General features: G+C 27.2%; 21 protein-coding genes. 12 read left to right on the top strand and 9 right to left on the bottom strand.

The features are described 5' to 3' along the window. Window positions 1-13: 13 nt before the first annotated feature. Genes FOY43_RS00665 through FOY43_RS03850 form a run of 5 tightly spaced genes read right to left on the bottom strand, consistent with a single transcriptional unit; the run spans window position 14 to window position 5,239 of the window. On the bottom strand, window positions 14-1,948 hold the full coding sequence (locus FOY43_RS00665; protein ID WP_146308602.1) for a hypothetical protein: 1,935 nt from the start codon (window positions 1,946-1,948) through the stop codon (window positions 14-16). After that, entirely contained in the window at window positions 1,941-2,840 is a 900-nt protein-coding gene (locus tag FOY43_RS00670) for an ABC transporter permease (RefSeq protein ID WP_146308607.1), read from the bottom strand. Before FOY43_RS00670 ends, FOY43_RS00665 begins: the two co-directional genes overlap by 8 nt. Further along, entirely contained in the window at window positions 2,833-3,693 is an 861-nt protein-coding gene (locus tag FOY43_RS00675) for an ABC transporter permease (protein WP_146308609.1), read from the bottom strand. The genes FOY43_RS00670 and FOY43_RS00675 overlap by 8 nt, the downstream gene beginning before the upstream one ends. After that, window positions 3,677-5,053, bottom strand: a complete 1,377-nt coding sequence (locus FOY43_RS00680; protein ID WP_146308611.1) for an ABC transporter ATP-binding protein — start codon at window positions 5,051-5,053, stop codon at window positions 3,677-3,679. The genes FOY43_RS00675 and FOY43_RS00680 overlap by 17 nt, the downstream gene beginning before the upstream one ends. Before the next feature lie 21 nt (window positions 5,054-5,074). Beyond that, window positions 5,075-5,239 (bottom strand): hypothetical protein, encoded by a 165-nt coding sequence (locus tag FOY43_RS03850; RefSeq protein ID WP_162847749.1) that lies wholly within the window; start codon window positions 5,237-5,239, stop codon window positions 5,075-5,077. A gap of 246 nt (window positions 5,240-5,485) precedes the next feature. On the opposite strand from FOY43_RS03850, the gene FOY43_RS00685 reads away from it, so the two are divergent. The 3 genes from FOY43_RS00685 to FOY43_RS00695 are packed head-to-tail and all read left to right on the top strand — an operon-like array spanning window position 5,486 to window position 12,378. Next, a complete protein-coding gene (locus FOY43_RS00685; protein ID WP_146308613.1) occupies window positions 5,486-7,297 on the top strand; it encodes an ABC transporter ATP-binding protein in 1,812 nt (603 codons plus the stop codon). Between the two features lie 13 nt (window positions 7,298-7,310). Beyond that, window positions 7,311-9,173: an ABC transporter ATP-binding protein gene (locus tag FOY43_RS00690; RefSeq protein WP_146308615.1), complete on the top strand. Its 1,863-nt coding sequence runs from the start codon at window positions 7,311-7,313 to the stop codon at window positions 9,171-9,173. A 13-nt stretch (window positions 9,174-9,186) separates the two neighbouring features. Continuing rightward, on the top strand, window positions 9,187-12,378 hold the full coding sequence (locus tag FOY43_RS00695; RefSeq protein WP_146308617.1) for a hypothetical protein: 3,192 nt from the start codon (window positions 9,187-9,189) through the stop codon (window positions 12,376-12,378). A gap of 87 nt (window positions 12,379-12,465) precedes the next feature. On the opposite strand, the gene FOY43_RS00700 is transcribed toward FOY43_RS00695, so the two are convergent. Then, the gene (locus FOY43_RS00700) at window positions 12,466-13,452 is read right to left on the bottom strand and encodes an NAD(P)-dependent oxidoreductase (protein WP_236094572.1); all 987 of its coding nucleotides are present in this window, start codon (window positions 13,450-13,452) and stop codon (window positions 12,466-12,468) included. A gap of 12 nt (window positions 13,453-13,464) precedes the next feature. Beyond that, entirely contained in the window at window positions 13,465-14,574 is a 1,110-nt protein-coding gene (locus FOY43_RS00705) for an AEC family transporter (protein ID WP_146308619.1), read from the bottom strand. A 244-nt stretch (window positions 14,575-14,818) separates the two neighbouring features. Here FOY43_RS00705 and FOY43_RS00710 point away from each other — a divergent pair, with 244 nt between their 5' ends. From FOY43_RS00710 to FOY43_RS00735, 6 genes are all read left to right on the top strand, one after another. Continuing rightward, entirely contained in the window at window positions 14,819-16,006 is a 1,188-nt protein-coding gene (locus FOY43_RS00710; RefSeq protein ID WP_146308621.1) for a phosphopentomutase, read from the top strand. 161 nt (window positions 16,007-16,167) lie between these two features. Further along, on the top strand, window positions 16,168-16,494 hold the full coding sequence (locus FOY43_RS00715; RefSeq protein WP_146308623.1) for a hypothetical protein: 327 nt from the start codon (window positions 16,168-16,170) through the stop codon (window positions 16,492-16,494). Between the two features lie 16 nt (window positions 16,495-16,510). Then, entirely contained in the window at window positions 16,511-16,945 is a 435-nt protein-coding gene (locus FOY43_RS00720; protein WP_146308625.1) for a transposase, read from the top strand. Window positions 16,946-16,967: 22 nt separating this feature from the next. Continuing rightward, window positions 16,968-17,975, top strand: a complete 1,008-nt coding sequence (locus FOY43_RS00725; protein ID WP_146308627.1) for a nicotinate phosphoribosyltransferase — start codon at window positions 16,968-16,970, stop codon at window positions 17,973-17,975. Window positions 17,976-17,977: 2 nt separating this feature from the next. Further along, entirely contained in the window at window positions 17,978-18,439 is a 462-nt protein-coding gene (locus FOY43_RS00730) for a YhcH/YjgK/YiaL family protein (protein WP_146308629.1), read from the top strand. A 197-nt stretch (window positions 18,440-18,636) separates the two neighbouring features. Beyond that, window positions 18,637-19,107: a type III toxin-antitoxin system ToxN/AbiQ family toxin gene (locus FOY43_RS00735; protein WP_162847750.1), complete on the top strand. Its 471-nt coding sequence runs from the start codon at window positions 18,637-18,639 to the stop codon at window positions 19,105-19,107. A 266-nt stretch (window positions 19,108-19,373) separates the two neighbouring features. Here the strand turns inward: FOY43_RS00735 and asnS are convergent, their stop codons facing one another. Next, entirely contained in the window at window positions 19,374-20,723 is a 1,350-nt protein-coding gene (gene asnS, locus FOY43_RS00740) for an asparagine--tRNA ligase (protein WP_146308633.1), read from the bottom strand. A 165-nt stretch (window positions 20,724-20,888) separates the two neighbouring features. Further along, the gene (locus FOY43_RS00745; protein WP_146308635.1) at window positions 20,889-21,560 is read right to left on the bottom strand and encodes a recombination protein O N-terminal domain-containing protein; all 672 of its coding nucleotides are present in this window, start codon (window positions 21,558-21,560) and stop codon (window positions 20,889-20,891) included. A gap of 69 nt (window positions 21,561-21,629) precedes the next feature. On the opposite strand from FOY43_RS00745, the gene FOY43_RS00750 reads away from it, so the two are divergent. The 3 genes from FOY43_RS00750 to plsX are packed head-to-tail and all read left to right on the top strand — an operon-like array spanning window position 21,630 to window position 24,566. Further along, window positions 21,630-21,941 carry a hypothetical protein gene (locus FOY43_RS00750; protein ID WP_146308637.1) on the top strand — a complete coding sequence of 104 codons (312 nt, stop codon included), beginning with the start codon at window positions 21,630-21,632 and terminating at the stop codon, window positions 21,939-21,941. Next, window positions 21,934-23,565 (top strand): DAK2 domain-containing protein, encoded by a 1,632-nt coding sequence (locus tag FOY43_RS00755; RefSeq protein ID WP_146308639.1) that lies wholly within the window; start codon window positions 21,934-21,936, stop codon window positions 23,563-23,565. The genes FOY43_RS00750 and FOY43_RS00755 overlap by 8 nt, the downstream gene beginning before the upstream one ends. Further along, a complete protein-coding gene (gene plsX, locus FOY43_RS00760; protein ID WP_146308641.1) occupies window positions 23,565-24,566 on the top strand; it encodes a phosphate acyltransferase PlsX in 1,002 nt (333 codons plus the stop codon). The genes FOY43_RS00755 and plsX overlap by 1 nt, the downstream gene beginning before the upstream one ends. Window positions 24,567-24,639 lie beyond the last annotated feature (73 nt).

Here is a 24,639-nt window from a genome sequence, read left to right on the forward strand (position 1 = left end):
AAATAGAGATATTTTATGATTTTGTTTGTTTATAATATTCAAAAGTAATTTTACTATTTAGATAATCTTCAATTGGTGAAATTCCTTGATATTCGATTTCTTCATTTTCATCAATTCAAAGAATTTTTCTAACTGTTTCATCATGTGTTAAATCACCATTATAGAAGTAATTTTTATAGATTATATTCATATCTAAATTTACTCCAGTGGTATAGTTAACATAGTCAAAATTATCTAAATTTAAATATTTTGTAGTTATTAAATCATTAATGAATTCATTATATTCATCTGAATTAACTTCACTTTCAGTTATGGTGATAAATCCTAAATAACTTGCAGCTTTATCAATTCAATTCATTTTAAATTCATTGGTGTATTGTTCGATGATATTTTTTTCAGGATCAAATTTTAATTCATCACTAAATTTATTTAATATTGCAAACATTAAAGTTTTTTCTCACGTTTTATCATCATTTTGAGTAGAATTTAATACTAATTGATCAATTTTATCTTCGAAGTAGTTTTTAATTACTTCAACATAAAAATCATCTAAGATATTATCTTGATTTTTAGAAGCAATTTCAAAATGTTTAGAATTAAATAAATCTACAATTTGTTCTGAGACTTGATTATAGTTATTCTCAAAGTATGAATCTTGTTTGATTAGCTCTGCTACTTTAGCTGTTTGTCAATCCTTAAAAACCTTTTCTTCGGCTTTGATCATTGCAAGTTTTCTTAGTTGATCAAATGAAAGATTAGGTAATTCTTTTTTAAGTTTTTGATATTCAATGTAAGCAAGGCTAACGTTTTGATATACATTATCAGTAAGATAATTCATATATAACTTATTATTTTCATCAGAATTTGATGCGCTAAACATTATACCATCTACTAAATATACATTTTTATTAGGTCTAACAAAACGAATTGTTTCACCATCAACAGTTGAGGCTGCATTATCGCTAGAATAATATGCATCAATACCATCACCATTATACATAATAGAAACATTAGTTGAGTCACTAGGATTAACTATTGTATTAACAATTTCTAATCCATCTCCTTTAAATGTAATATGTGAAGTGTCATTAATATTAAAACCTGAACCATCTTTTATTAAGTCTTTGAAATTTTTAATTAGACGATCATATGTTTGTTCAGTCACTTCACCAGTAAAATTTTCATCCGTTCTAGTATAAGGCTCGTCAAGTAAGATATCATAAGCCGAACCATAAAGCATATTATCTCTTATTGCATCAGTTATAATGTATTTATCATAACCAACCATACCAAGAGTTTTCATGATATCAACCATGCTAAATGCATCTTTATTTTTAGAATTTAATAATTTTGAAAAATCAATTTCATTTAATAATTCACCATTTTCATTAACTTTTTTGTATTCATCGTTAATTTTAACTTTTTGAACGTTATAAGCAATAATAGCATCTTGGATAAAGTATGGAAAGAAATATTCTCAAAGGTGAGCGTTGATTTCATTTCCATTTTCATCGTATTTTAAGTATTTATCATAACTTTTTAAGTGGTTGAATACAGATGGTTTTAAAATTACTTTTATAGCTTCTTCATAATCTTCTTGTTTTAAATTTGGAAGGTTTAGAAATTTTGAATAGTCAATTTTAGCTAACTTACCTTTAATAATTAATCTTGTAGCTAAATATTCAGTTCCAATTCCAGTTGCTGCTCTATTATTTAGAATAGCATTTTGAAATTCACTTAGTTCATTGAATTGTTTATATAAAAAATGTTGTCCGATCTTTTCTTCATTACTTTTTGAAATAGAAGCACGATAGTTGTAAAAACTAGGTTTAAATTTTTCTGAAATTTTATAGGTTACTACGCTTGATAAAATTCCGATTGAAAGAAGTGAACCTGTAATTAAAGCTGTATTTCTATATACTGTTTTTTTAAAGTAATTTTTAGACATCCATCTCACCTCCTCGTAAATTTAGTTCAATAGTATTTTCAAAATTTCCTTTATTCTTATTTTTGTTAAATAATCTTTTAATGACTATTGTTTTTTTATTTCTTTTAATGTGTTTATTTTTGATACTAATGTAAATTGCATTTCCAAAAATAACTATAATTAAGGCAATAACACCAAAACAAAGTGCTCAAGCCTCGAATTGTCCTTCATAAAGTTTAAGACCTAATGTAGGGGTGTTTGATGTTGTTCTAGTAATAATAAAATCATCAAAACTAAATACACAACAAACTACGGCAGTCATTATTATTGAAGGGATCATGTATATAAAATATGTTTTAAATCAAGATCTAATTTTTGAGTATCCTAAATCCATTGATGCTTCAAACAAGTTATTGTTGAATTTTTCACTTCTTGGATACATTAAAAATATAGCATAAGGTAAAGTCATAACAGCGTGACCAATTACAACTCTTAAAAATCCTTCGTTATCTGAACTAATAACTCCAAAGAATAAAGTAAAAACTAATACTAAGCCAATAGCTGTAATATTATCTGGATTAATTAAGGGTATGTTTGATGTTGCGCTAAGAGAACTTCTTAAAACTCTACTTTTTGAACGATAAACTGCATAAACCGAAATCAGAGAAATGGTAATTACAATAATTGAAGTAAGAACTGCTAAAATAATTGAATTAATTAAAGCAATATCTCTACCTGAGTTAAATATAGTCGCTCAGTTACTTCATGAGAATTTTGATCAAGATGTTAAATAAGTACCTTTATCACTACTTTTATTGAATGTAAAGATTGCGCCAACTACAAGCGGAATATAAACAAAAGCTAAAATTATAAAAACATAACTACGTTTAATTGTTTCTCAAATCTTACTCATAAGTAAATCCTCTCTTGAATCTAAAAACAATTTTAGGCGCAATAATAATAATTGAGTAAATTCCTATAAAAATAAATGAAACAACAATAACTAATGATGAACCTTTAGCTAAATCGTATTTATTTCCTGGGTTAATTGTAATATTGATTAAATCCCCAACCATTTGTTTTTGGGTTCCGTCAGGAAGTAATTTAGCTGAAACTAAGAACGTAGTTGCTGTACTTAAAAAGATCATGCTGTAACCACTTAAAATAGCCTTAAGAGAGTAAGGAATAATAACTTTAAATACAGTTTTAAATGTGTTGTACCCCATGTCGCTAGATGCTTCAATAATATTTCTAGGCATGTCTTTTAACACTGTATAAAGAGGCATTATCATTAATGGTAAATTCAAGTAAAATAAACCAAAAACTAAAAATCACTCTGAATTTAAACTGTCAACATTGTTTGGGTCAATAATATTTAAGAATAATGTTCTGATTGAATAAATTCTTGCAATAGTGAAAATAGCCATAGGACTTAAAATTAAACTAATGGCATAAATTTTAAATATTTTTGACTTACTACTTGAAACAAAATATGCATAAGGAAAACCTACTAACAAACATAGAATTGAAGAGATAATCCCAATTCTTAATGAACGAAAAATGATACTTCAAGTTGAGTAAGTTTTTAGTAATTCTCAGTTGTCACTAATTGAACCATTTGGTGTTTTTAAAGGAGCAAAAGCACTAACTATAATTAAAATAATTGGAAGAATAATTAATAGCAGAGCAATTAATAAGTATGGACTAAGCAATCAACCACGTTTATTATCAGTGGTGAATAATCTATCTTTAATTTTTGAAAACATTAGATTCGTAATCTCACTTAGGATCTTTAGCCATTAAATGAATTGAGTCGATAGTTCAACTTAAGTAAACTGTATCGCCAATTTCGAATTTTTTAGCTGTTTCTACAAAAATTTCTTGTCCATCATTAACAACTACTTTAATGTAGTAATAACTTCCTCTATATGTTAAATCTTCAATTACCCCTTTAATTCTTTTGGCGCTTTTTACCTCTTTATCAGTAATATCAATATCTTCAGGTCTAATTAGCGCATCAACTTTTGAATTAATTGGAAATTCATCTTCGGTGTGAATTGTCTTAAATTCGCTGTTAAGCATTTTTACATTTCCGCCTTTTACAAATTTAGCGTCAAAGATGTTCGAGTCACCAATAAAACGAGCAACTCAAATGTTTTTTGGATAGTCATAAATTTGTTTGGGAGTGTCATATTGTTCAATTTTTCCGGCGCGTACTATAGCAATTCTATCTGATAGAGCAAGTGCTTCATTTTGATCATGTGTAACGAAAATAAATGTTAAACCAAGTTCTTGTTGAATGCTTCTGAGTAAAACTTGCATTTTTTGCCTAATTTTAGCATCAAGTGCACTAAGTGGTTCATCAAGAAGTAAAATTTCTGGTTCAATAACTAAACTACGAGCAAGTGCAACACGTTGTTTCATACCACCGGAGAGTTGAGTGATTGCTCTGTTTTCATTTCCTTTTAGACCAACTAATTCAATCATTTCAGAAATTTTTTGGTCCATTTCTTCACGTGTCATTTTTCTTTTGAAATAACGGTTTTCAAATGCTTGAGTTTTTTGGATGACGTAATTTTCTCAATATGAGTATTTAAAGTCAGAATCATCTAATCAATTTTGACGTTTTCTGTATTGTAATGTTTTTGGTTTAAGAGTTTCTAATTCTTTTTCATACTGTTCTTGAATTTTGTCAAGTTTTTTCATTTCAAGATCAGCTTTTTTAGTTCATATTTCAATTTTTTTCTTTAATAAATTAATGTGTTTTTCATTTACAGTTTTTTTAGGTACTCTTTTTAGTTTAAGACCATATCTAATATTTCCTTCAACATTAAGATGTGGGAAAAGTGCATAGTCTTGAAAAATTGTAGATAAATTTCTTTTATATGGTGGCAAATCCTTGATATCACGATTATTAAATTTAATTTCACCACGAGTAGCTCATTCAAAACCGCCAATAAGTCTTAAAATAGTTGTTTTACCTGAACCAGAAGGACCAAGCAAAGTTACAAATTCACCTTTAGTAATTGTCAAATCAACATTATCTAAAACTACTTTAGAGCCAAATTCTTTAACAACTTCTTTTAATTCAACAATTGAATTTTTTTTAGCTTCTTTTTTAGCCATTTTAACCTCCTTAATAAATAATTAATTAAAAATTCAAAGTTTATTTGGATTAGGGGAGGCTAAATCATATAAATCTTTAAGATATTCCTCAACAAAAAAAGATAATTTTGGGTACTGAATATCACTAAAAATTACAAGAATAAATCTTGTAATGTTTTGGTGAATTTTCTTCAGTATTTTAATCATGTAAAACATTATACAAAAATTAAAAAAAATTTACCAATAATAGTTTAAAAAAATAATTAGCTTTTTTTCACTAAAATAACTATTTTATAGTAATAAAAAACTGAAAATAAATTTTGTTTTTTCTAAAAAAATTATCAAAAAAATAAAACTAAAAAATTTACCATATTTTTGCAATAAAAATTAAGCGATTTCACTGCTAAAAAACATTAAATGCTATAATATTTTCATTATACTAGAAGGGGATATATGTGAAAAATGTTTAAAATGCTTCCAAAGAAGATTAAGTTTTTCTTCTTCGTTGGAATATTTTTAATTTTGCTTAATGTTATTATAAGTTTAATCTTACCTGGATTTATTTCACAATACGTTGTTTTAGCGGTAAGTTCAAGTGATGAACAAAGTGTTTCACTTAAAGTTTTTAATAAATTTATAGTAGCAACTGGAACTAGAAGTGAAATGTTAACTGAATTAACAATAATTTCAGTAATATTGATTCTTTTAGCATTTTTAACTTCATTTTTAAGTATTGTAATTACTACTTGAGGTGGTGAAAGAAGTAGTGAATTTTTTAGAAATAAGATTTTTAATAAGATTCAACATCTTTCTTTACATGATATTAATAAGGTAACTCCTGAGAGTCTAATTACTAGAATTTCAAACGATGTTGCTATTTACTGAGAATTACTTATCAGCGCAACTAATGCGCTTATTAGAGCACCATTACTCATTGTTGGTGGAATAATCTTTACTATTATTACTGATCCAAAATTATCTTTATCTATCTTTTTATACTTACCAATTTTAATTATTGTTTTAATTGTAATGATTAAAATTAATAACCCACTATTAGTTAAAAATCAAATTACTATTGATAAAATCACTAAGGAAGTTGAAGAAAATATTCTTGGCGCTAGATTGATTAAAACATTTAATCTTAAAGAAAAACAAATGGATAAGTTTACTAAACAGAACAATAAATGATTAAAATTTCAAACAAAAATTAACAATGTTTTTGCTATCGGTCATCCAGTTTTCTTTGCACTAATTAACCTTGTTGCGGTTGCTATTTATGCTTTAACGGCTAATACACTTTTTAATAGCACCAATCCAGATGTGCAAGAATTAGCAAACATTAATGTTTTTTTAGAATATATTTTTACTATTTCTTTAGGTATTGTTCTTTTTAGTACATTCTTATTTGTGTTTTTTAGAGCTAGAGTTAGCTGTGAAAGAATTAATGAAGTTTTAGACTTTAAAAACCAAGATCTTAAGGTTGAAAATGGTCTTTCGATTGAAAGTACTGTTGAAAATCAAAGTGGTCTTTCAGTGCAATTCAAGAACTTTAATTACAAATATTTTAATGACTCAGAAGAATATGCCTTATATGACATCAATATTGATCTTAAATCTGGTGAAACTCTTGGAATCATCGGACCAACTGGTTCAGGAAAAAGTTCATTAGCTAATTTGTTAATTAATAATTATAAATATGATACAAAAATGAATGGACATATTTTAGTTGACAATAAAGAAGTAAATCGAATTAATACAACAGATTTACATAAAAATATTGGTATAGTATATCAAGATGCACTATTATATTCTGGAACAATTAAAAGTAATTTACTTTTTGCTAAACTTGATGCTACTGAAGAAGAAATTAATAAAGCTTTATATAACTCTTGTGCAATAGATTTTGTTCAAACTTTTGAAGATCGAAGTGAACATATAGTTGAACAACGTGCTAAAAATTTAAGTGGTGGTCAAAAACAAAGACTTTCTATTGCTCGTACACTAATAAATGATCCTAAGATTTTGATTTTAGATGATTCAACAAGTGCTCTTGATAACATCACAACTAAAAAGTTGTTAAATAATATTAAAGAAAATTATAACTGTACAACTATTATAATTAGTCAAAAAATTAGTTCAATTAAACATGCTGATCAAATTATCGTACTTGAAAAAGGTAGAATTACTGGTCGTGGAACTCACGAAGAACTTATAAAAAACAATGAATGATATAAAAATACTTTTACAAACCAATTAGAACAATAAAAGAAAGGAAAAAATGCGTAATAGCGAGTTTATTCTTAATAAGAAAATCAAAAACAAAGAATTTTCAGCTTATAAAGTTTTTAAACAATTATTAAGTTACGTGCAACAAGAAAGAAAGCGCTTAATTTTAGGTATTTTTTGTTCATTGTTCAATGCGGTTTTCTATGTTTTAGGAAGTATATATATCGGTTATGTTTTCAGAAATTATTTTGAAGTAATCTTTACTAGCAATGAACCAAAATTGGCAATCGCTAATTTTGATGTATTCCACTTTTGTATAGACTTAATTATCCTTGGGGGAGCTTTTATTCTTTATGGTATTTTTAGATACATAGAAAGTGTTATATATATAAGAATTTCATACAATCAAGCCGCCAGAATGCGTCAAGAAGTGATGGAAAAATTAATTAAAATGCCTATTTCATACTACGATAAGCAAAAAGCTGGTGATTTAATTTCCACTATGATTAATGATGTCAACAATGTATCAAACACTTTAATGAACACATTAAATCAATTCTTTTCTAGCTTTTTTAATGTAGTAATTTCAATTTGTATAATGTTTATGATTTCTTCAGTTTTAACATTAATTGCTGTACCAATGTCACTTATTTTATTTGGTTTATCACTTTTAGTAATAAAACGCGCTCAACCATATTTTGTCAAAGTTCAAGATTGTTTTGGAAAGTTGAATGCTTTTGTTGAGGAAAATATAGCTAATATTAAGGTTACAAATTCATTTGACAGAGAAAAATTAGTTTTTGATCAATTTAAATTAATTACCCAAGAAATTAAACGCACAGCATATAAAGGAGATCTAACTGCTCGTTCAGTTGACCCTTGATTTGGTTTTACATCATACTTTGTTAATCTAGCTGTTTCAGCAATAGCTGTTGCATTCTATTTTGCTAAAATAAAAGTTTATGGAATGAGTTATTTTGGAGCAAATTCTGATGGAACTGCTAGCGGTGGGTTGATCATTACCTTTGTTGCATTAAACTGAAACTTCATGGGTCCATTTAACACATTATTAAACATTAACTTTTCACTTCAGGTAGGTATTGCTTCATCAAACAGAATTTTTAAATTGTTAAACCTCAATCCAAATAAAGATCATGTTGAAAATATCTTACTTGAAAAAATAAATGGAGAAATCGAGTTTAAAAATGTATTTTTTAGATATAGTAAAAAATCTAAAAAGTATCAACTTAATGATGCTAGTTTTATTGTTAAACCAGGTCAAACTGTTGCTATAGTTGGTCCTACTGGAGCCGGAAAAACTACAATAGTTAATTTACTAAGTAAATTTTATGATTATGAATCTGGTTCAATCACAATTGACTCACATGAATTAAGACACATAGACACTGAAAACTTAAGAAACTTAGTTTCAGTAGTACTACAAGACTCATTTTTATTTAATGACACAATTAAATGAAATCTGACAATGGGAAATCCAAAAATCACTGATAAAGAAATAATTGAAGCAGCTAAACTTACTGGTGCTGAACACTTTATCAATCAATTTCCAGACAAATATGAAACAAAAATTGAAAATAATGGAACCAATCTAAGTCAAGGTCAAAGGCAATTATTGAATATTACTAGAGCAATTTTGGCTAATAGAAATATGTTAATTTTAGATGAAGCAACTTCAAATGTTGACTCACAAACTGAAAAAGTAATCCAGAACTCATTATTGAAATTAATGGAAAATAAAACAAGTTTCATTATCGCACACAGACTTTCCACAATAAAAAACGCTGATATGATTTTAGTTGTTGACAATGGATATATCATCGAAAGAGGAACTCACAAAGAGTTATTAAAGCAAAAAGGTTTTTACTATAATTTATATAGTTCAAGCTTTAAATAATTAAGGAGAAAACATGAAAAAATCTAAATATATATTAACAGGTGCTGCAACTTCGGTTGTAGGTTTAACAAGTATGTTCTTTGTAAGTTGTGAAGATAAAAATAGTGAAGAGTATATTTATAAAACACATGAAGTTGAAATTGAATTATTATTACAAAAAAGTTCTCAAACATTAAATTCTATAAATGGTGGACTTGTATCTGCACCATCAGACTACCCTGAATTATTAAATCAATACGAAGAATTAAATCAGAAATTTATGAATGCCAAAGAATCTAAAAAGATTTCATTAGAATACTATAAAACTTTGGTTGAATTTGACAAAACACTAGTTAATAAGTTAAATGCAAATATTGAATCGAAACTAAATGAATTAAAAAATCAAATTAAAGAAATTCAAAAAGAAAAGGATGCTTTAAGTTCTTTAACTAAAGAAGAAGCAGAGCAAAAAGACAAACTAATTGAAAAATTAACTAGTGAGTTAAATAAATTCCAAACAGAATTAAATAGTATTAAAAATACTTGAGTAAAAAGAAATTATTCAGCAAAAAATACTTTATTAGATTTAACTAAATTAACAATAGAAACTTTTGGTGTATTGGAAAATAAACCTGAGTTAAAAACATTTTATGATGAATATAAAGAGTTTTTTAAAAATGAAAGTGTTAAATATAGTGAAATTTTAGAAGAAGAGGATAATTATAGTAGTTTAAATAGTTTCACATACCGTATTATTCAAGCGGCTTTAAGATTATATTTAATTAACAATACTGCTGCAAACACTTTAGGTCTTTCTAATAATGAGTTTCATTTTGTTCTTGATCCTAAAGTAGAAAAAAATATAGCTTTTGATTCTTTATTTGATTGGAGAATTTCTGATTTAAATAAATTACTTTCTCATTTAGAAAATAAAAATCTAGAAATTACAGATAAGGACAAAATAATAGAAACCATCGAAACAATTAAACAAAGATATAATGAAAAGAAACTAGAAGCTAAAAGTGCTTATGAACAAATTGTTTATTTTGGATATCTTGAACAAAATTATTGATCTGTGCTAATTAAAGATGGAACTACAGATGAGTATATTCCTCAATTAAAAGCAGGATTTAATGTTTCGGAAATACTTAACAATGGAAAAATTACTGATCAAAATGTCATTCAAAAAATTAATGACTTTACTATACAAAACAGAGACAGAATTAATGAAATTGTTAAAAAATATTGAACTGATTTAAGATCGGTATATAATTCAAAAATTTATAATTCTTTATTTAATAATGCTTACGATTACAAATACATTTTATATGATCAAAGTGTTAAAAATATCAATGAAATTATGGGTAAATTATTCGAAAATTCTTTAGTTGATTTGAAGTTACAAGAGCAATTAAACAAGGAATTTTTCCAAGAACAGATTAAATCTATTAATAAAGAATCATCAAAAATATTAAGAATAGAAAATAATTCTTATAAAGGATTAGTGGTTGAATTATTAAATTCATTAGATGTTAATAGTCCGTTCCATAATGTGATTATCAAGAAATTTTCAGTTTTTGATAATTCAACAAATTTATCTAAAGCTTTTTCGTTAAGTACAGAAACTGTACAAGAAGCTTACAATAGATATTTATCACTAAAAATGGAATTTGTTAAATTACAAACTACCATTAATGTTCTAAATATGTGAAATAATTTAGGAGTAAATCTCTCGAGTGATAATGAACTCCGTGAATTAATGCACCTAGATGAAGAATATAACAAATACATTGAAATATTTAATAAAACTAGAGATGAAGCACAAAGACTTGAGGAATTAAGAAAACAAACAACAGAGGCTCAAATAGCCAAAATTGAAGAATTAAAAGATTTAGTTTATCAAGCATTTGAAGACTCTTATAGTGCATGAGATTTAGAAGATTTTACAGCCAAAAAACATACAATCATTGATTTATTAAATAAAGCTAAAAATGGATTAAATGAAAATTATGGTGATTCTAAATTATTAACACCTACAAGTGATTTAGATTATTTAGTAAGTTATTTTGATGAAAAATTCGAGGAAATTAAATCAATAGTAGCTCTCAATGATGATGAGGCTAATTCTAAATTTAGAGAAATAAAAAACATTGTTTCATCAATAAATTCAGAATTTGCTAATGTTTTAGATTTAATAAGCGGTGATACAAATCAAGTTTCTCCTATTGAAACTGAAACTAAGAAAAAAACTCGTTTTGAAAATTGAATGAATCAAATATCAAACTTAAAATCTAATGCTTCTGGAATCGAACAACAAAAAAATGCAATCAAAACAATTTGATCGCAATTAAATATGATCGAAAGTGAAATATATGATTATTATGAAGGTTTCGGAGATGAAATATTTAATAATTCATATGCAGCTAAAAATGCTATAAGAAAGATTAGAGCAGAAATTATTAATAATGAATCATTAAGCGAAGAAGAAGTAAATAATAGATTAATTCAAGTTAATGAACAAATCAACATAATTGTTGAAGATTTTAAAGATTTAATTAAAGTATCAGAAGATAAAATTAACAAATATAATCAAGATGCAGAGTTGAATCAACCAGGTTATGAATTTAAACTTAAAGCATTAAATGCCAAGGCAATTAATGATGTTATATCAGGTCAAGAAATTTATGTTTTACTTCGTAATTTCTTCCAAGACCAAGAAAATTACATTAAATTTAGAAATAGTTTCTTGGACAAGGATGAGAAAAAACAAGTAGACCATGATGCTTATTTAATAACTACTAAAGTAACAAGTGATTACATCGACACACAAAAATTCAAATCGCTTACTGAGATTGATATTACAAGCATTTTCTTTAGTGATGAGCGTGAAAACGATGATAATGTTTCAAATATTAAAGCTCAATTCAAAGCTGATTTAATGAATAAAGAGATGAATTACTACAGAGCATTAAATAAATTTATTTTCGCGGATGATAATACAAATATTGAAGAAATTAAACAAGAAGTTTTTAAAACTAGAAATGAATATTACTCAAAATTGTATGAAAATGGTGTAATTATTGAAAATAACTCAACAACTAAATTTAGAACAGATGATTTAGGTGTTAATCCTTCAATCGAAAAAATTGTTGATTTGGTTGCTGAATATGCTCAAATAATCGCTTCACAAAAAGTTCTTGCTGAAATTCAAGAATTAAGTAAGTAGTACTAGCTTAGGCTAGTTTTATTTTTCAATTCACTGATAAGTGATTAAACAAAAGAAAAAAGGACAAAGTCCTTTTATAAGTTGAAATTATAATTTGTTTTTGCAATCATCAGTATTAATGTATTCATTAATGTTATCTAAAGTATATTCAATCATATTTGATGCAGCTTCATCTGTATATGAACCGATGTGAGGTGTTACTAATAATCTTGGGAATAATTCGTTACAGTCTTTTATAAATTGACTATTTAAATCAAGTTTTTTACCAAAATATTCTGATTCATAGTTTAATACGTCAATTCCTGCTCCATATAATTTGTTAGATCTGACTGCATCAATGATATCCTGATTATTTTGGATTTGCCCACGTGCTGTATTGATTAACACTGCACCATCTTTCATTTTTGAAATTAAATCTTTATTGATCATTTCATCATTTTGACCTTTAAAATAAGGCATGTGAAATGAAACAACATCAGCTTGAGCAAGTGCTTGATCTAAAGTTAAATATTCTATGATATTCTTGAAGTTATCATTTGGATATAAATCATAACCAACTACTCTAGCTCCAAGGCCTTTAAACATTTTAGCAGCTTCAAAACCAATTTTACCTGTTCCGATAATAGCTACTGTACTATTTTTTAATTCTTTTGAGAATCCATTTGGATCAACAGTTAAATCACCATTTAATGCCTTGTGGGCAAAATAAAGCGATTTTCTTGTTAACATATGTGCCATAGAAACAGCTAATTCAGCAATAGCTGTTGGTGAATATGAAGCAACTCTAGCTAATTTAATTCCTTGTTCTTTAGCATAAGGAATATCAATGTGGTCATAACCTACTGTTCTAGTGAATAAATATTTAATTCCTTTAGCTTTAACAGCATCTATAATTTCTTTGTTAACTTTATCTTGACCTCTAACAACTACTACATCAACTCCATCAAGTAAATCCATTCTGTCGAGAGAAATAACTCCAGCAGCTAATTTAAGTTCATAATTGTATTTTGAACTTAATTTTTCGAATAAAGGTCTCTCAACATCTCTAACTCCAAAAAATAATACTTTCATCATTTCCTCCTTCTTCTAGATAAATACTACGTTTGAGATAATTACTCAAATTGGTAAGATAATAACTGCAAGTAATGTTGATAATGCTGAACATTGTGCGGCAAATTCTTCTTGAGTTTTGTATTGAATAGCATATAAAATAACAACTGTAGCAGGTGGTACTGAAGCAAAAATTACCATTGAAATAGCAATTTCTCTATTGATTAATCCACCATAGTTAAGACCTAGCATTACCAAGAATACGATAAGAGGTATTAAAATAAGTTTTTGAATACTGAAGATTCATACTCATTTGTCTTTTACAGCAAGTTTTAAGTTTGATGCTGCAAGGGTAATACCAATTGCTATTCATGTAAGTGGTGATGCTAATGAACCTAAGTATTCAACGGTTTTGTAAATTCAAGGTGCAGTTATTTTTAGTTCAAATCACCCTGTAGTTCCTTTTTCACCAAATTTTGCAGCACCAGGAATCATTGTTGTTAATCAACAAACAAGACCAATGAATGTTGCAATAACTATTGGGTTTATAAAAGCAGTTTTCATAGCTTTTGTGATGTTTTGTCTATCGACACGAACACCAGAAACCATTACAAATGCAAATGAATATAAGAATATTCTATATGGAATGTTTCACATGTTGGCAGAAATAACTCCATCATTTGGATATAAACTTTTAATTACGGGTAATCCAAAGAATGTTGTACTTCCGAAGATTAACATCATTCAAATGATTAAAGCTCTTTTTTCTGTTAAACTTCCGTTTGGATTTGCAATTGTGTTATTTTGCATTTTTGAAGAAGCTCTTTTAGCACTTTCAGGGAAAAATTTAACTCATAGAACTGAACAAATGCTTAGTAAAATATAGAAAGCAAATGCAACTCCTAAAATAATTCCTTGTTGTTTTAATTGTTCTAATGAGGCTGTACCCATAAATCCTTGTAAAGCTAAGGCAGGAACAGAAATCGAAAGAACAACTTTACTAAGACTTCCTTTTCATTCTTTTTTAAGAACGTTCATTTTTGTTAAGACAAAACCTATACCAATGATAATTAAGGTAGCTAAGATAGCACCTCAAAGGTTAACATTGCTTAAAGTTTTGACTAAAACTTCTTTAATGTCTGTCATTTTAAATAACCTTTCTAAATTGTTTCTAATTTATTCTAATATTTATTTATCTTTATATTTTTAAGATGGTTTTTTTGATTAAAAAATATGAAAACATATTCACTGGTTTTTTACATAATTTATACTATATATTTAGTGAATAAAAAATATATTTGTTTACTCAACTACAAAATAGAAAAATTTTTCGCTAAAACTAAATTAAAATAAGGATGTATAATATAAATACTATTTTAAAGGAGATATAATGGCTAGATTTAAACGTATTTTTATGATAGTAACTGATGGTTTGGGAATTGGACCAGATCGTGATCAAAAAGCTTTTGGTGATAAAGGAGCTAACACAATAAAATCAGCTTCATTAGCTGAAGAATTTAAAATTGATAATTGAAAAAAACTTGGAATTGGTAATATTGCTGAATTAAATGGAAATTATCATGTTCCAAAACCACTTGCATATATGGCTAAAGTTCAAGAAGTTTCTAATGCAAAAGATACTTTAGCAGGACACTGAGAAATGATGGGAATAAAAACTCTTGTTCCATTCCCAACCTTTACTGAAAATGGATTTCCACAAGATTTAATTGATGAACTTTCGAAAGCATTTGATGGAAGAAAAATTATTTGCAATCGCTCAGGTTCAGGAACTGAAGTTATTGATGAATATGCTCAAGAGCAAAAAGAAACTGGTGCTATTATTGTTTATACTTCAATGGACTCAGTTCTTCAAATTGCCGCACATGAAGAATGAATTGGTTTAGATAACTTAAATAGATATGGTCGTGAGGCAAGAAGAATTTGTTCATCAAAACCTGAATGAAATGTTGGAAGAATTATCATTAGACCATTTATTGGTGAAGATGGTAAATACACAAGAACCTTTAATCGTCATGATTTTGCAAATCAACCAAGAAAAATGATTTTAAATAAACTACAAGATAAAGGTGTAGAAGTTATTTCTATCGGTAAAATTAATGATATTTTTGTAGGTCAAGGAATTTCAAAACACTTACCAAGCGGTTCGGATGATAAAGGAATGGATATTACAATTGAATTAGCAACTGAAAAATCAGAAAATAAATTTATTTTTACAAACTTAGTTCAATTCGACTCACATTATGGACACCGTCGTGATGTGCATGGATATGCTCAAAATATTGCTAACCTAGATGTTAAATTGGGCAAATTAATCAATGTTTTAAATGATGATGACTTGTTGATAATAACTTCCGATCATGGTAATGACCCACTTTATCCAGGATTCAATCATACAAGAGAATTCTTACCAGCAACAATTTATTCAAAATCATTTAAAAATCCTAAAGTTCTCCCAAACTTTAATGGTTTAGGAACATTAGGGAACATTGTTGCGAGAAATTTTGGTGCTGAAATCGAAACTGAAACTGGTGATGATATTTTTGATCAATTAGTGTAATTAAAGACATTTCGTCTTTTTTTATTGCAGTATTAAATAAATAAAATAAAATTAAAATAATAAGGTTTTAATTTCTTATAATTATTAAAAATTAGCAACACTTTAGGATATAAAAAAGATAATTTAGTAAAATATATTAGATATTAATTTTGGGAGGAATTATGAATAAAAGCGTTGATTTAGATAGAGCAAAAATTATTGCTGAACAAATTGTTGAATTAAAAAGTAATCTTAGTGAACTAAACAAGGAATTAAAAGAACTTTTTAAGGATACAGATGTACCAGTTAAAGAGGCTTTATCTACTGGTGGACAACTAATTTATGAAATTGTTAAACCTAAGCCTAAATTTGATTATGTGACTTATTCAGCGTTTTTATACCAGAGTATAAAGCAAGGTAAATCTTTAACTGAAGATGAACTTGATGATTTACTTCCTCAATTCACTATTGAAAAAAATGAACGTTGATCATTAAAGGTAAAAAAATAAATAGTGGAGGTAATTTATGACATTAAAGAAAATAAATGAATTAAAAATCAAAAAAACTTTAGAAATTCGTGATAAATTTACCTTCATTATAAATGTTATGTTAAAAGCCGAATTTGAACTATTCTTTGAGAAACTAAATAATTTAATATCAAAAGATGACGAGAAAAAACCTCAAAGAAATGGTTTTTACAAAAGAAAAATTCAAACTAGGTATGGTTATGTTTATTATGACTATCCAAGAATCAGAAACTATAAATTTATTTCTGAAATAATGTCTAAACATAAAGTAAATCTACCTGAATTTGAAGAATTATTGACAATAATTCTAGAGATGAACCCAATTAATCAACCTGAACTTGAAGGAGTTTTGAGGGATTTTTTTACCACAAAATTATCAAATGAATTTTATAAAAAAGTTACTCCAATTATAACTAGATACTTAATGAAATAACAGTTATTTCGAAAGGAATTTTATGACAAACATGAAGAAGTATACAGCTTCTTATTTTGAAAAAACCAAAGTTATTCTCGAAAATGAGAAACCAAATAATGTTATTATTCTGCAATTTTTTCAAAGAAAGGATAATGCAATTTTAGCTGGAATGAGTGAAGTTTTAGAACTTCTCAAATCTCAAACTGATACATCAAAATATACAATTAGATATTTACCTGATGGAACACACATAAATAATTTAGATATTGTCCTAGAATTGGAAGGACATTACCATGATTTCGGGATGTGAGAAGGTGTTATCGATGGAATTCTGGCTAGAAGCACATCGATAGCTTCAAATGGATATGCTTGTGTTCAAGCAGCTAAAGGTAAACCAATAATTTTTATGGGTGATAGAGCTGATCATTATATTAATCAAGAAATAGATGGAAAAGCTATTGCACTTGCTGGAATTAAAAGTGTTTCTACAGACGCTCAAAGACAAGAAGTTTCTGATGAAGTATTCGGTTCAGTTCCGCATGTTTTAATCCAAGGTTTTGGAGGTGATTTAGTTGCCGCAATGAAAGCCTATTATAAACATTTTCCGAACAATAAGCTTATTGCTTTAGTTGATTATCATAATGATGTAATTTCTGAGTCGACTAAAATTTTTGAAGCAATGGGAGATAAAATTTGAGGTGTAAGGTTAGATACTTCAAAAAATATGGTTGATCATATGTTTGATAATGAAGAAGCTCAATATGGAGTTAATGTCGAACAAGTTAAAAGACTTAGAAATCACTTGGATAAAATCGGTGCTAGAAACTATAAAATTGTTGTTTCGAGTGGTTTTAATCCAGAAAAAATTAAATTATTTGAAGATAACAATGCTCCAGTAGATTTTTATGGAGTTGGACAAAGTATTTTTAAACTTTCAAATTCTTTTTCAGCTGATGCAACCGTATTAAATGGTGAACCAGAAGCAAAAGAAGGACGTGGTTATAGACAAAATCCTAATTTAATTGTTTATAATTCTAAAGGGAGATAATTATGATTTTTGATAAATTGACAAATATGCACAAATATAAACATATCAGTAAAGAAATCGAAACCGCATATAAATGAATTAAAGAAAATGATATTAAAACTTTCGAAAATGGTAAACATCAAATTACTGATAAGATTTGACTTGTTAAAAAAGAAGTCAAACCAGTTGATATTAAAGATCTAGTATGCGAAATGCACTACGAAACAATTGACATTCACTTATCATCAGGGGTTGAAGAATTAGTTGTTTTTGCACCTCAAATTGAATTAAGTGCTAAAGATATTCTAAAAGAGTATGATAAACAAAGTGATACAGTGTTATTCAAAATGAAAAATAAAGAAACAGTTATGAATTTAAGTGAAGATTCATTTATGTTATTTATGCCTTTTGAAACACACTGTCCTTCAATTAATCCAAATATGGAAGTGTTAACTAAATATATTATTAAAATTAAAGTTAATTAGATTAAGTATGTGAGCTAAGGCTTGCATTTTTATTTTATAAATTTTGATGGAAATTATATATATAATTAGTAATATGAAAAAAACTAAAGAAAATAAAAATTATTTAATTCTGGGTCAGGTAAAAAATGTGTAGAGAATAATTTCTCCACACATTTTTTCCGCCACCCTTAATTCTTAAAAAGATAGCTTTTTATGAGGTGGATATTGATTATTTAAAAGCGTTGTATGAAGAAGATAAAGAAATAAGCTACAATGAGAGTTATGAATATAAAACCAAACCACATTTAGGTTTACTTGTTTCTATAAATAAAGAAATTTTTGTAGTTCCATTAACTTCCCCTAAACAAAAACATCCATATATTTCAAATAATTCTGATAGAATAGAAAAAATTTATGATGAAAATGGAAAATTCACTGGGTTGTTAATGATACATAAGATGATACCTGTTTATGAAAATATTATTAAAAAAATTAAGTTTGGTAAAAATGATAAATATACTGCATTGTTAGTTCAACAATACAATTTTATCAAGAAGAATAGAAGTAGAATTATTGGTAAAATAAATAGACATTATAAAAAAACGATTTCAAATCACAGGCTTAAGTATGATACAAATATAGCTAAGGATTTAGAATTTTTAAGTAGTTATATAAAAAGAATGTTATAATTATTATGAACATTATAAAGCATTGGGATTCGCTCCAAGTAAAATTAGGCGAGGTTATAAAGCATTGGGTTTCGCTCCAAGTAAAATTAGGCGAGGTTATAAAGCATTGGGTTTCGCTCCAAGTAAAATTAGGCGAAGTTATAAAGAATTAAATCCACTAGGATATATTAAGTGGAATTATAATGTTCTTACCACTTCGATTGAAGTGGTTTTTTCTTTCTTAAGGGGCGCAAAAAAAATCATGAACAGAAGTTCATGATCTACAACTACATTCTGATATTTCCAGCAGTTCTTGGGTAAGGAATTACATCTCTAATGTTATCAACACCAGTTACATACATCACAAGACGTTCAAAACCTAATCCAAATCCAGCTGATCCACTATCTCCAAATTTTCTTAAGTCTAAGTATCAAGCCAAATCATCAGCAGGAATGTTTAATTCATTAATTCTTTTTAATAATTTATCATAATTTGCTTCACGTTGTGAACCACCAATTAATTCACCAATACCTGGAACTAATAAGTCAAAAGCAGCTACAGTTTTATTATCATTATTTTGGTACATGTAGAATGCCTTAAAATCTTTAGGGAAGTTAATTACAGCAACAGGTCCATTAAATAACTGTTCAGAAATATATCTTTCGTGTTCTGTAGCTAAATCTAAACCGAATTTAATATCTTTATTTTCAAATTTGTCTTTAACTTTAGCTAATTCAGTGATAGCATCTTTATAATCAATAATATGTAATTCATTATCTAAGAATTTGTTTAATCTATTGATAAGTTCTGGGTCATGATGTTTAACTAAATAATCAAATTCAAACTTATTTTTAGCTAAAGTATTTCTTATAACAACTTTTAACATATCATCTGCAAGATGAATAACATCATTTAAATCATAGAAAGCAACTTCAGGTTCAACCATTCAAAATTCAGCAGCATGTTTTTTAGTATTAGAATGTTCAGCTCTAAAAGTTGGAGCAAAAGTATAAACTTTTTTCATTCCAATAGCATAAGATTCTGCATGAAGTTGTCCTGTAACTCCTAAAGTTGATTTTTTACCACCAAAAAATGGATTTTTTGAGTTATCATCAACGTTAAAAGTTTCACCAGCTCCTTCTCCATCATTTGATGTGATAATTGGACTTGACATATAGTAAAAATCATTTGCGATGAAATATTTGTGAATTTCTTGAGCTAGTGTTGAACGAATTAACATTGTTGCACGTAAAATATTTGTTCTATGTCTAATGTGAGGTAATTCTCTAAGTAGTTCAAGTGAAATTTCTTGATTTTGAATTGGAAAATCTTCAGTATTTTTAAGTAACTTAAATTCACTAACAACTAATTCAATTGGTTGTGGTGCATTTGGCGTTGCAACTAAAGTACCTACTACTTCAATAGCAGCACCAATTTTGATAGTATCTAGTAAACCAAAATCAAAATTTTCTCCTTTGATAACTAATTGAAGGTTATTTACAGTTGAACCATCATTTAAATTTATAAAACGCATTTTATTATTTCCACGGTTTGAAGAAACCCAACCACTGATTTTGAAGTTCTCTCATTTGTCGTAATAACTTGGTTTTAATAAAACTTTTTTAACTGAATGCATTTTATACTCCTTAAGCATTAATATTTTTTATATTATACTAGTAATTTTTTTAATCAATTTAATTATCTAGTATAAAAATTAAATGAACGAAATATATTTCCAAGAATTATTTTTAATCAAAATAAAAGTTTTCTAGTTTAATGAATTTGTTCTATTTTATCAACTTTAGTCAAAATTAACTCCATGATCAATAAGGATATTAAGAAATTCATTTTTTAAATATTTATTTATTTGTGCACCAGCACTTTGAAGATAAAGATTGTAATCATAAAAGAGATTAAAAATTGACTTTAAGTCTTGGATAGGAATAATTTCTATTGCATGATTTTTGCATAAAAAACCACCTTTGTAAATTTTAAAATCAACTAAATCTTTTTGATTCAAGCATTCTACACAAGCACTCAAAACTGGTTTTATTCCAAAATTATAAATTAATTTTGACAGTAAAATAGTGATTAAAAAATTATTCTTACCTTTTCCAATATTATCTATAAAATAGTAATAGAAGTTAATTATATTATTCTTAAAATTGAAGTTTTTTAATATTTTGCATAATAATATTACTGTTTTTATTTCACTTCGATTTTGACTGTTTACTTGTTTGATTAAAGTAGCTTTTTTTAATTTCCCAACACTACCTTTAAGCCTAGCCTTAAAAAAACTTATTTCAATAATAGAACCGATAAAGAGATTATAACGATTTTTACTATCGGGTTTAGTTAAACCATGTGCATAAAGTTGCATTATGCCTTCGCTTGTTAAGAAAGTTAAAAAGCTTTTATTATCATCGGAGTGAGTTAAATTTAGTAATATTGCTTTACATTTTGTTTCGGCCATAAATATATTATAATTTTTTTAAAACTAATTTAAAATATTGTAAGTATTTACTTACACAAAAGAGGCATAATGGATTTAGAACAAGCAAGAGAAATTTTTTTACAGGTTTTAAGTAGTATCCCTGGAATTGTAAGTATTCATGAAATTAATTTAAGTAGCGATCAAATTGATGAAGAAAACAGAAAAGATATAAATGAAATTTTACAAGTGGAAAAACTTCAAAAAGGTTGACGTTTTGGTTGCTCGTTAGTGATTTTGTATGGTCTATCAGCTAAAAGCATTGTTAATCAAATTTACAAACAACTTAAATTTATTCTAAGCAAAAACAAAGAAAAACTTTATGGAATAAACATTTTTATTAAAGGAGTACATTATGAGTAAGAAGTTAGATGGTAAGCTGTTTGCTCAAGCGGTTATTTCAGGTTCTAATGCTCTCGTTAATGCAAAAAATAGAATTGACGCATTAAATGTCTTTCCGGTTCCTGATGGTGATACAGGAACAAATATGGCTTCGACTATTCAAGGAGCTGCTTCAAAAATGAATTTTGAGCAAGCGAATTTAAGTAAGCTATCTGATGAAATAGCAAAAAACATGCTTCTTGGAGCTCGTGGGAATAGTGGAGTTATTTTAAGTCAAATTTTCCGTGGTCTAGCAAATGGTTTTGTTTCGATTAGTTCTGCAAGTACTCAAGACTTAATTTTTGCATTCGCTGCTGCGACTAAAAAAGCATACAGTGCTGTATTAAAACCAATTGAAGGGACTATTTTAACAGTTATTCGTGAAACCAGTGAGATGCTTTCTAATGAATTCAAAGATCGTAATGATGTAGAATTGGAAGAATTCTTTAAAAAAGTTGTTGATTTTGCTCGTATTTCTTGTGATAATACACCAAACAAATTAAAAACCTTAAGAGAAGTTGGTGTAACTGATAGTGGTGGTGAAGGGCTTTATACAATTTTTAATGGAATGTATCAATTCTTCGCAGGTAAACCAGTAGAAATTTCTCAAAGTAGCGAACAAATTGATAAATTTATCAATGACACTGATGTTTACGATGGTGAATTTGGGTATTGTACAGAATTTATTATTGATTTATCAAATCCTGATATTTTTGACAAAGAAGAATTTACTAAAAGTATTGGCGAGATAGCTACTAGTTTAGTTGTTGTTAACGATGAAAATATATTAAAAGTTCATGGTCACACCATTAAACCTGGTGAAATGTTGAATTTTGGACAAAATTATGGTGAATTTATTAAGATTAAATCTGAGAATATGACGCTACAAGCAAATAACTCCAAAGCTACAGCTAAAGACTTAAAAGAGTCAAAAGACGAACAAAAGAAAAGTCTTTGTGGAATAATTTCATGTAATTTAGGTTCAGGAATCATCGAAAGAATGCGTGAATATGGTTGCGATTACATAATTGAAAGTGGACAAACTCAAAATCCAAGTGCTCAAGATTTAATTGAAGCGATTAATTCTGTAAATGCTGAAACAGTTTTTGTTCTACCGAATAACTCAAATATTTTACTTGTTTCACAACAAGCTGCACAAGTAGTTAATGATAAAAACGTCATCATTATTCCAACTAAAACTCAAATTGAAGGTATTACTGCTTTAATAAACTTTAACAAAGATAATAGTGCTGAAGATAATCAAGAAATTATGCTTGAAGCAATTAAAGATGTAACTACTGGAGAAGTTACTAAAGCTGTTCGCACTACTAAACTTAACGGTGTAAATATCAAAGAAGGTGAGTATATTTCAATTACTCGTGGTAACATAATTGCTTCATGTGAAACTTATTTAGAATCATCTAAAAAATTAATTAATAAAATGGTTAAGAAAAATCATGAAATTATAAGCATTTATTATGGTGATGTAGCCAGCGAATCAGATGCAATTGAATTACAAAACTGAATTGAAGGAAATTTTGATATTGAAGTTGAAATCATTAATGGAAATCAACCAAATTATCAATTTATTATAGGTGTAGAATAATGAATTTTAAAATAGCTTTTGATGTTAACGGTAATGATAAAGGTGTTGAAGCTTCGATTAAAGCATCACTTTATTTTGTTAAAGAAAATCCAAATATTGAAATAATTCTTGTTGGTGATAAAGGACAAATTGATCAATTTTTAAGTGAAAAACATCCCCAAATAAGCATTATTGACAATCCTAATACGGTTAAATTTGATGAAAATATTAGAAATATGCTCCGCGAAGATACTTCAATGAAAGAAGCAATCAATTTAGTAAAAAATAATCAGGCAGATGCAGTTATAACAAGTGGAGATTCAGGTTCATATTTAGCTCTTTGCACTTTCATTCTTGGCAGACTTGAAGGAATTTCTCGTCCTGCATTTATGCCCATTATGCCTACAATAAAAGGTAAAAAATTTCTTTTATTAGATGTTGGTGCAAATTTAAATACTAAAAGTGATTTTCTTATTGAATGAAGTATTGTTGCAAATGAATATGCTAAAGTTTTATTAAATGTTGAAAATCCAAAAGTCGCTTTACTAAATATTGGTACCGAAGATTATAAAGGACTCGAGATTGTTCGTGAAGCTAATCAAAAATTAATGCAAACAGAAAATTTAAATTACATTGGCTTTCAAGAACCAAGAGATATTTTAAATTACACTACTGATATTGCGGTTATTGATGGTTATGGTGGTAACTTAGTATTAAAATCACTTGAGGGTGCAATTCTAAGTTTCAAAGATTTAATCAAGCAAAATATTATGAAAAAAACTTTAAGAAAAATTGGTTACCTTTTTCTAAAAGGCGCTTTCAAAGATGTTTCTGAAACTTTAGATTATAGAAATGTTGGTGCAGCTTGAGTAATTGGTCTTAAAAAACTTGCCATTAAAAGTCATGGTTCAAGCGACTATAAATCTTATGTTGGCGCACTAAATCAAATTAAATTAGGATTAAATAAAAACCTGAATCAAAAAATCGTCAGTTCATTAAATAAACTTCCATCAACTGAGTAGTTGATGTTTTTAATTATTTACATTTATTAAATAAAATATTAAAATATATAATATGAAAACAAAGTAGGGAGAA

Source organism: Mycoplasma anserisalpingitidis (genome assembly GCF_007858495.1).
GTDB classification, from domain to species: domain Bacteria; phylum Bacillota_I; class Bacilli_A; order Mycoplasmatales; family Metamycoplasmataceae; genus Mycoplasmopsis; species Mycoplasmopsis anserisalpingitidis_A.